The sequence below is a fragment of the Phenylobacterium sp. genome, from assembly GCF_004799395.1.
Classification (GTDB): Bacteria; Pseudomonadota; Alphaproteobacteria; order Caulobacterales; family Caulobacteraceae; genus Phenylobacterium.
This window is the reverse complement of record NZ_SSMZ01000244.1, coordinates 25164-34448: the sequence shown is the minus strand read 5'-3', so window position 1 is coordinate 34448 and position 9285 is coordinate 25164. Positions and strand designations below refer to the sequence as shown.

At 66.8% G+C, this 9285-nt stretch carries 9 protein-coding genes; 5 read left to right on the top strand and 4 right to left on the bottom strand.

The annotated features are described in order from the left end of the window. The coding region (locus tag E8A12_RS15620; RefSeq protein WP_293370442.1) for a hypothetical protein at window positions 1-2000 on the bottom strand (2000 nt) is incomplete at its 3' end. A 36-nt stretch (window positions 2001-2036) separates the two neighbouring features. Further along, window positions 2037-2444 carry a DUF6152 family protein gene (locus tag E8A12_RS15615; RefSeq protein WP_293370440.1) on the bottom strand — a complete coding sequence of 136 codons (408 nt, stop codon included), beginning with the start codon at window positions 2442-2444 and terminating at the stop codon, window positions 2037-2039. Between the two features lie 351 nt (window positions 2445-2795). On the opposite strand from E8A12_RS15615, the gene E8A12_RS15610 reads away from it, so the two are divergent. Continuing rightward, a complete protein-coding gene (locus tag E8A12_RS15610; protein WP_293370438.1) occupies window positions 2796-3569 on the top strand; it encodes a response regulator transcription factor in 774 nt (257 codons plus the stop codon). Beyond that, window positions 3566-4927, top strand: coding sequence for an ATP-binding protein (locus tag E8A12_RS15605; RefSeq protein ID WP_293370436.1), 1362 nt, complete (start codon window positions 3566-3568; stop codon window positions 4925-4927). Before E8A12_RS15610 ends, E8A12_RS15605 begins: the two co-directional genes overlap by 4 nt. On the opposite strand, the gene E8A12_RS15600 is transcribed toward E8A12_RS15605, so the two are convergent. Both E8A12_RS15600 and E8A12_RS15595 read right to left on the bottom strand, forming a co-directional pair. Further along, on the bottom strand, window positions 4924-5499 hold the full coding sequence (locus E8A12_RS15600) for a DUF6644 family protein (RefSeq protein WP_293370434.1): 576 nt from the start codon (window positions 5497-5499) through the stop codon (window positions 4924-4926). The genes E8A12_RS15605 and E8A12_RS15600 overlap by 4 nt on opposite strands. A gap of 35 nt (window positions 5500-5534) precedes the next feature. Beyond that, entirely contained in the window at window positions 5535-6023 is a 489-nt protein-coding gene (locus E8A12_RS15595) for a DUF6644 family protein (protein WP_293370432.1), read from the bottom strand. 289 nt (window positions 6024-6312) lie between these two features. Here E8A12_RS15595 and E8A12_RS15590 point away from each other — a divergent pair, with 289 nt between their 5' ends. Genes E8A12_RS15590 through E8A12_RS15580 form a run of 3 tightly spaced genes read left to right on the top strand, consistent with a single transcriptional unit; the run spans window position 6313 to window position 9253 of the window. Continuing rightward, window positions 6313-7134 (top strand): c-type cytochrome, encoded by an 822-nt coding sequence (locus tag E8A12_RS15590; protein WP_293370430.1) that lies wholly within the window; start codon window positions 6313-6315, stop codon window positions 7132-7134. Continuing rightward, entirely contained in the window at window positions 7131-8033 is a 903-nt protein-coding gene (locus E8A12_RS15585; protein ID WP_293370428.1) for a peptidyl-prolyl cis-trans isomerase, read from the top strand. Before E8A12_RS15590 ends, E8A12_RS15585 begins: the two co-directional genes overlap by 4 nt. Beyond that, window positions 8030-9253 carry a HupE/UreJ family protein gene (locus E8A12_RS15580; RefSeq protein ID WP_293370426.1) on the top strand — a complete coding sequence of 408 codons (1224 nt, stop codon included), beginning with the start codon at window positions 8030-8032 and terminating at the stop codon, window positions 9251-9253. Before E8A12_RS15585 ends, E8A12_RS15580 begins: the two co-directional genes overlap by 4 nt. The last annotated feature ends 32 nt before the right edge of the window (window positions 9254-9285 follow it).

Below are 9285 nucleotides of genomic sequence, written 5' to 3'. Positions count from 1 at the left end.
GCCGGCAGCGTGGTGGTGCGGACCTGCTGGGCAGGGTTGTCCCGCGAGGTGAACACCGCCGTCTGATAGCCGCCGGCGCTCTCCGTCGTGGCCGCAGCCGCCACATGGTCGGCCCGCTTCCAGTAGTCGGCCTGCCGCGTCCCGGCGGCGGTGGGCGCCCCGTGGGTGAATAGCCACGCGGCGACCGGCACGTCCTTCTTCTGCTGCTTCCAGACCGGGACCAGCGCCTTGTCAGGCCAGATGTGGAGGAACGCGCCGTCCGCCGGCTGTTCGCTCTTGATGTAGGCCTCGTCGTTGGCCGCGCCATCGACCGTCGCCACCGCGGCGTAGAGCCCCGGATGGTTCATCGCAAACGACTGCGCCAGAGTGGCCCCGGCGCCGACGCCGGTCAGGTACTGGAACGGCGCCCAGGTCCGCACCCGCGGGGGACCTTGCCGTCGTCCGGCGTCGCCTTCCGCAGCAGCTGCGCCAGGGGCGCCTGCGGCCCGGCCGCCACCGCCACCGCCACCGCGCGGGCCGCCGCCTCCGCCCGGAGGCGGCGGGATCAGCATGTGCGTGCCGGCGTGGGCGAGCACAGCTGCCAGGTAATCGTCCTCACCACCGGCGCTGGGGCCCCAGTCTTTCTGGACGGTCTCCGGGAAGACGACGACAAAGCCGTTCTCGGCGGCGACCTTCATCCACCCCGACGTCTCGGCGAACTGCTGCGCCGTCTGGCCGTTGTCGTGCAGGGCATAGACCACCTGGTTGAAGCCGGCGCGGTCGGCCTTCGGCGGCACGAAGAAATAGTAGTCGCGATCCTGGCCGCCGACCGTCACCGTATTCTTGGCGAGCGTCGGTGCGGCGCTCGCCCGCGGCGCCGCGGGCTCGGCGGCCGCCGCCATGGCGGGACGCCCTCCAGGCGGGCCATTGGCGCCCGCCGAAGGCGGCTGTTCGCAGAAGGCCCCGGTTCCGTCCGACGCGGCGGTGCAATGCCATGTCACCGAGCGAGTCACGCCATTCCAGGTGATCTTGTCGGCGCCGCGCTTCACCTCGGCGACCACGACCGTCTCCCAGGCCAGATTGCCGACCGCCAAGGCGGTAGCCTTTTGCAGGCCCTCGGTCGTCGCGGGTTTGCCCAGCGGCCTCGCCGCAGGCGAAGGCGACGCGCCGTCCGCCTTCGGGGGCGCCCCGAACGTCGATCCGCCGTCCGCCGGCGGCGCCCCGAACGTCGCCTCACCGTCCGGCGAGGGCTTGTCGAAGTCGCGCGCGTTTTCGCCCTCATCGTACTCCACCTGCTCCCAGTCGAGCCGGCGGTAGTAGGTCTTTTCGGTCGTCCAGGGCTTGGTGAAGGCTTTCGGGTCCTCGACCGTGATCGCATCCTTCAGGGTGCGCGCGTCGGGCGCCCATAGCCGCTCGGTCACATGCATCTGGTCGCTGTGCGCGCCACCACCCGGCAGCCGCGTGTCCTCCCGGAAGCAGCAGGTGTCGACGACCAGGGTCTTGCCTTCCCAATGGCCGATGGAGTGCCCCTTCGAGCTCGGCAGAGTACCGTCCGGATGAACACGTCCGTCGGTGTAGATCTCGCGAGGACCGCCGCCGTTGGCGCTCATGATCACCACTTCCCGGGGATTGATCTGGATATCCATTGGGAAGAGCATGATCATCATCGCCGGCATGCTGCCGTAGAGCCCGGCGCCCTTGAAGGTGCGTGGGCGGCCAGCCAAGGCGTCGGCGCGCATCTCGGCGCGCCGGGCCAGATACTCCTTCAGATAGGAGTCATTGTAGGGCGGCAGCTCCGGCTCGCCCGCCTTGAACGGGAACTTGTCGTTCCAGACGATGTCGCCGCCGCGTTCCCAAAGGCCGTTCCAATCCGGCAACGCCGTCCACTGCGGCAATTTCGGACCGCTGGCCGGATACTTCACCTGTTGGGCGCTTGCAGCGCCCACGCCCAGCAAGCCCGCCGCAGCGATGCAGACCGCAACGACAGACGCCCCGCCGCGGAACCCAACTCTGATCTTCATGACATTCCCCTGTCGCGACGCGCGCGATCCTTGCAGTCAGTTCGGCGTGGGCGACTCGGTTAGGACCGTCCCGTCGGACTTGGTGGCCTTGATGAAGGCGCCGCCCGGCCCGCCGTTCTTGAGGGGGCTGATCACGAGGTCGAGCTTCTCACCCGGCGCGAACGTGTTGAGTCCGAAACCTTGTCGCACCAGGGTCAGCACGCTTGCGCCCTCGACCTTGATCTCGGTCGGGTGACCATTCCTCATGACCATCATCACCAGCCAGCTGTGCGGGTTGGTGAACTCCCACGACTTGACCGTGCCCTGGATCTCCACCGGATGGTCCTTGTCGAACATCTGGAATGAGTGATGGGCCGAGGCGGCGGAGGCCGCAGCCGCCGCGACCGCGAATGCGGCGAGACCCACAACCCAGCCGCCTGGAGATCGCGCGCCCGAATGCGCCATTGATTCTCTCCCCTGAGCGCTCAGCGCCCGTCATCAACTATTGTTGCCTCCTACTACGGCGATGAGACCGTCAGGTCAATAAACAACACCACGATGATCATCGTTTTTACTGTGACTTTACATGTGAATGGATGGCGATACATATCAATCACTGTATTAAATTCACAAATCATTTCCCTGTACGTCAGGCCGATACAGGCTGACATACTTTGACACTTTTGCCGGAAGGGTAACGGCGCTAGTTTTACAGCGGCGCGCGGACCCTGGAGCCCAGGCAACCGCGACGCTGAAAATCGGGGAAAGAACGCGTCGTGTCCGGCATCGCCGCCGGGCGGGACCGAGGGATCAGGAATGGGAAAGAACGTGCCATCGGATGCGTGGCCGCTGGAAACGACGGCGCAGTCCCTTCAGCGAACCCTGTTGATTGTCGACGACGACGAGGACATCCGCACGCTGGTCGCCGAACCTCTGACCCAGGCCGGATTCCAGGTGGTCATGGCCGCGGATGGAACGTCCATGTTCGCCGTGCTCAACAGCCAGCCCGTCGACCTGATCGTGCTCGATCTCAACCTGCCGGGGGAAGACGGCCTTTCGCTTTGTCGCCTGAGCCGCAGCCGCCGCGACATTCCGATCATCATGCTGACCGCGCGCAGCGACGCCATCGACCGGGTGATCGGTCTGGAAGTCGGCGCGGATGACTACATCACCAAGCCGTTCGAGCCGCGCGAGCTGGTGGCGCGCGTCCGCAGCGTCCTGCGGCGCACCTATACGCCGACGGCCCTGCAGGACTCGGCGCCGCCGAGACGGGCGACGTTCCAGGGTTGGACCCTGGATTTCGAGAACCGACGGTTGAGCGACCCGAAGGGGCGCGTGGTCATCCTGTCCGGCAATGAGTTCAGCCTCCTGAAGTTCTTCGTCGAACACGCCAATGAGGTGCTGACCCGCGACCAGTTGCTGACGCTGACCTCCCACCCGACGATGATCGACGGCTCGCCGCAGCGGGTGGCCGATCTGCAGATCAGCCGCCTGCGGCATAAGCTGGACGACGACGCTCGCGCCTCCCAGCTGATCATGACGGTCCGCGGCCAAGGCTATGTGCTCGCCGCCGCGGTGACCTTCGAATGATCCTGCGGCGCTATTTCGACTCCATGGCAGGGCGTCTGTTCCTGTTCCTCCTGGTCGGGGTCGTCGGATCGTCCAGCCTCGCCCTTGGGCTCGCCGACATCCGGCGCAAGGCCGACCTGGAGCACATCAACATCGTGCGCCTTGTCGACCGGGTTCAGGATCTGGTCTCCCTGATTAACAGCGCCCCCAAGCCGCTGCGCGCCCAGATGCTGTCGGAAGGAATCCTGGGCTTGCGGCCCCTGAAGGGCTCCGAGCGCATCGTCGGCCCCGACCCTGAGTTCAGCCGGGTCCTCGCTTCGCGCCTCGATCCCTCCAGCCGCGCGCAGAAGGCGGTTCCGAGGACCTGTATCCAGCCGTTCCGCACGTCGTTCTATGCGCAGCTCAGTTGCTGGGTGATCTCGACCCGGCTCGCGGACGGCTCATCGATCGTCCTGGTCGCGCTCAGCCCACGCACCGACACCTTCGACCTGCCGCGGCTCGACCCGGTCTTCCTGTCCATCCTGACCCTTACGGTCAGTGTGCTGGCGTTCCTGGCTTCGCGGATGGCCGCCGCTCCGTTGCGGGACCTCTCCCGCGCGGCTCGCGAGCTCGGCCGCGATCTCGACCGTTCGCCCCTTCCCGAGCGCGGCCCCTATGAAGTGCGCGACGCGCTCCGCGCCTTCAACCTGATGCAGGCCAAACTCCGTGACCACGTCGTGGAGCGCACCCGCATCCTGGCCTCGATCACCCATGACCTGCAGACACCGCTCACGCGCCTGCGCCTGAGGATCGAGAAGGTCTCCGATCCCGCGCTGCGCAGCCGCCTGATCGACGATCTCGGCGGAATGCTCGCCCTGGTTCGCCAGGGCCTCGACTACCATCGCGGCAACGAGCTGGAGGAACCCTTTGTCCGGCTCGCCCTCGACTCCTTGCTGGACAGCGTCGTCGAGGATGCCGCCGAAGGCGGCCGGACGGCCACCCTGGTGCGGCGGTCGGGCTACGACATCGAGGGCCAGCCCCGGGCCTTGCAGCGGTGCCTGGCGAACCTCCTGGATAACGCGCTGAAATATGGAGGCGCCGCGGAGGTGTCGGCGACCGTCGAAGCCGGCGCCGTCTGTATCCGGATCCGCGACTTTGGCCCTGGGATCCCGACGGAGAAACTTGAATCCGTGTTCGAACCGTTCGTGCGCCTGGAGACCGCCCAGCCGCCAAGGGGAGGCGTCGGACTGGGCCTGACCATCGCACGCGCATTGGCGCTGAAGAGCGAGGCCGAGCTTGTCCTGGTCAATCATCCGAAGGGCGGTCTGGAGGCCTGCCTCACCCTCCGGCGCGGCCTGATCCCCAGCGAAACCGTGGCGTCGCAGGCGTCCGCCGCCTAAGGAGGCAGAGCCTGCGGATCGAGCTGCGCCAGGATGGTCGCCTGCGGATTGCTGGCGCTCGGCGGCGGCCCGAAGTCGTTCTGGGTCGTGAAGCTCACCATGCGTCCGCAGACGACGACCGCGACCCAGAAGGCCAGCGAGAGTCCCGCCGCCACCTTCGCCGCGCGCGGCGACGGGGCGTTGTGATCCCAGTTCTCCACGCCCGAATAGGTGAAGTGGTGGAAGATCAGCATGTTCGCGCCGGCGAACAGCAGCAGCAGCATCTTCAGCTGAAACGGCAGGTCGGTGGCGTATTTGACCGCCGCAGAGACGAACATCAGCGATCCCGCGATCGCGGCGATCCCGAAGCAGGTCCAGGTGAAGGGCAGCACTTCGCGGGCGACTTCGGTGACCGGTCGGCTCTTCCAGGAGACGCCCAGCAGTCGAAGATCGAGCACGGCGATCGATCCGACGACCACCGCGATGGCGAGCACGTGGACGGTCTCCGCCGCGGGAAACATCCAGGTCGACTGGGCGATCGCCCGCGCCGGACCTGTCGCCTCAATCCAGGTGGCGATGGACACGATCGACATTCCTCAGGCTCCTCGGTTCTCGGCGATCCGTCCGCTCATGTGACGTAGGCGATCAGGCGCCCGCAGATGGCGATGCTGAACCACAGGGCCAGCGACAAGACCGCCAGCGTCCGGACCGGCCAACCGAGGCTGTCGCGCGGTCCTCCGAGCGATGGGGTGCTGCGAACCACACGCTGGATGGCGGCCGTCGACAGCAGCGCGCAGACCAGCAACAGCATCTTGGTCTGGAAGGCGGGGTTGAGCAGATCGCGCCGCGGCTCGCCGATGATGAGGATCGTGCCGGTCGCCGCCATCAGGACCACCGCGCCCCACATCCAGGGCAGGAAGTGCGCCGCCATCCCGGGGACGGAGGTCCTGCGCCCCGCGACGCCCAGGATGCGCAAGTCGATGGAGAGCGCGGAGAACAGGATGACCGCGAGACCTAGGATATGGACGATCTGGCTTACCGGGATGATCCAGCCGGCATTTTGAATGCCGGCGCTGAGCGGTGTCTTCTCAATCCAGGCGCACAAGGATTCGAGCATTTTTCCCCCGTCAGTGGCCCCATTACTCCTTGACCTTCCGATCGCGGCGCCGGCGCGCATGGCGGCAACATAGCGGCCCATTGCAGGATGTTTAAAGTAGAATTTTGCGTCATTTTGTATCGAAACAAGTTACTATGACACAAATCGCCCGGTGAATCGGACGTCAATTCGCTTTGTCTGACACTATAACTCAGCGTGTACAGGTTCCACAGAGATTACAAGCTCTAACATCCTTGACTGTATAGGATGTTTTCCTTAGGTGGAAAGTTCGATTTCACAAGGGGAAGGCATGTCGACCCGCAGGATCACGAATCTTGTGCGGCGCCTTTGGACGAGCGTCACAACGCGCCGTCAGGTCGGCTGGCTGCTCTGGATTGGCGCGGCGGCTGTGCTGGTCTTGGTGGGGTCCTGGCTCATCACGTCCGGCCGGCGCGAAGCGCAAATCCTTCGCAGCGACCCCGACGCCATCCCGGCGCAGGCCAGGCTGATGGATTTCGCCGTGGCGCGTGGTGCGGGCGTCTTCAGGGGGCAATGCGCCGGCTGTCACGGCGCCGACGGCAAGGGCAGCCCCGCTCGCGGCGTCCCCGATCTCACAGATTCCGATTGGCTCTACGGCAGCGGCCAGGTGAGGGACATCGAGAAGGTCGCCTACTACGGCGTCCGCGCGCACAACCCGCGCGGCTGGAGCCTGGCGGTCATGCCGGCCTTCGCCCAGCCGGTCCCGGCCGCCGGAGAAAAGCTGGCGCCTCTCAGTCCCGGCGAGATCCAGGCGGTGATCGCCTACCTCCAGTCCCGCGCCGGCCACGCCGCCGACCCCGCCGCGGCCGAAGCCGGACGCGCCATCTTCTCCGGCAAGGGGGGCTGCTACGACTGCCACGCCAACGACGCCAAGGGCGACCCCGCGATCGGCGCGCCGAACCTCGTCGACGGGATATGGCTCTACGGAGACGGCAGCCGGCAGGCGATCTTCGACTCCATCGCCTACGGGCGCCAGGGCGTTTGCCCCGCGCGGGCCGGTCGGCTGTCGGCCCTACGCCTGCGAGAGGTCTCACTCTACGTCTTTGCCCTCTCCCATCGATCCCGACCGCATTCGGATACGTCCCGCCCATGACCTCGCCGACCGCCCAAGACGCAGCGCCGTCATTCTGGGACCCGAAGCGGGTCAATCCCCGTCGGTCGCTGTCGCTCATGGCGCTCGGGGCGATCGTCGGTCTGGCGCTGGCCGGCTACGCGCTTTTCACCGCGCGTGGCACCACCACCTTCCACGTCCCGGCGCAGGACGTGGCCCTGGTCAACCAGCAGCCGATCGCGCGCGCCGACTTCTATGCCCAGCTCCAGGCGAGCTTGGGGGTCGACAACGCCCATGCGACGCCAGCGCAACGCCGCAAGGTGCTCGATGACATGATCCGCGAGGAGCTCTTCGTACAGCGGGGCAAGGAGCTCGACGTCGCCGCGACCGATCCGGATGTACGCACGGCCACGGTGGGCGCCGTCGAGCAGATGGCGGCCGCCGACGCCGTGACCTCGGAGCCTGGGGACAGCGTGCTTGAGGCCTATTTCAAGACGCACCAGGACCGTTACGCCCAGGAGGGCGTGATGACGGTCCGCGACCTGGCGTTCCCAGACGCGCCGCAGGCAGGGGGAGCCGCCCAGGCCTTGACCCGCGGCGCGCCGCTCGCCGTGACGCTCCGGTCTTTCCAGGGCCGCGACACCGGCCGCGAAACGGGTGAGGACTTCTACTTCGCCGCGAAGATACATCTGGGCGGCGCGTTGTTCGACAGGGCCCGAGCGCTGCAGGACGGTGGGGTTTCAGCGCCGGTGACCCAGCCGGACGGCGTCCACCTGCTCGTCATGGTCCACAATGTCCCGCCCAAGCCGTTCGTCTTCGCCGAAGCTCGCGCCCAGGTGCTGTCGGACTTCCGGAACGACAAGATCAAGCGCACCACGGCGCAGTATCAGGGCTTCCTGCGCGAACGGGCGAACGTCCTGATCGCGGACGACCAGCGATGAGGCGCCGGAACGTCCGCGCCGCCGTCTGGCTCGTCTCGGGGCTGGTTCTCGCGCTGCTGCTCGTCGCGAGGCCGGCCGCCGCTCACACGCGCAGCGAATCCCACTCGGTCTGGGAGATCAACGGCGCCGACGTCGACCTGGCGATGACGATCCCGGTCCCTGAGCTGCTGCGCCTGGGCCCGGGCGGCGCGGCTCCCTCCGACGAGGCCGTGAAGGCGTATCTCAGCGCGCGGGTCTATCCGATCGCGGCTGGCCGACGGTGCGCCCTGGTCCCGCCGGTGGAGACCCTCTCCGCGGCGCCTGGCTACCGCAAATATGACTTCACCTTCCGCTGCCCGGTCCGCGACGAACTGCAGATCCGGTCGGCCGCCTTCTTCGACGTGGTTCCGAGCCACACCAACTTCGCCGAGATCCAGGACGCGACCACGGGCGCCTTCGCCGAACAGCTGATCACCAACGAACACCAGACCGTCGCCATCTCCGGCAAGGCGGCAGGCGGCCTGAAGAGCGCCAGCTTCTTCGAGTTCGTCCGGATGGGCGTGATGCACATCTTCACCGGCGTCGATCACATGTCCTTCCTGCTCGGGCTGGTGCTGATCTCGCGGCGTCTGCGCGATCTGGTCTTCGTGGTCTCCGGTTTCACGATCGGCCACAGCCTCACCCTGGCGCTGGCCGTGACCGGCGTGATCCGCCCGCACCCGGAGTTCATCGACGCCCTGGTGGCGCTGACCATCGCGCTGATCGGCGCGGAAAACCTCGCCGAACAGACCCACAAGCCGCTGACGATCGCCGTTTCCTTCGGCGTCAGCCTCGCGCTGATGGCGCTTGGCAGCGCCCTGGGCTTCGGTGAGTTGCCAGGCCTGCTGCTGCTGGGCGCCGGCCTCTTCACCAGCAACTATCTGATGATCTCCGGCCGCCTGGCCGATCCTGGCCGGTTCCGGATGATGATCACCTTGGTGTTCGGCCTCATCCACGGCTTCGGCTTCGCCTCCAACCTGCTTGAGATGCAGCTTCCCACCGGGCGTCTGGCGGAGCTCTTGGTCGGCTTCAACCTCGGAGTCGAGATCGGACAGCTGACCCTGGTGCTTGGCGTCACCGGCCTGGTGTTTGCGGTTTCCAAGCTGAAGCTGGCGACGCCACGGGCGATCACCGTCGACATAGCCTCCAGTTTCCTGGTCGGCCTTGGCGTCTTCTGGTTCGTGACGCGGAGCTACAGATAGGCGCGAGCGAAGAACGGTCCGCTTGTATGCTC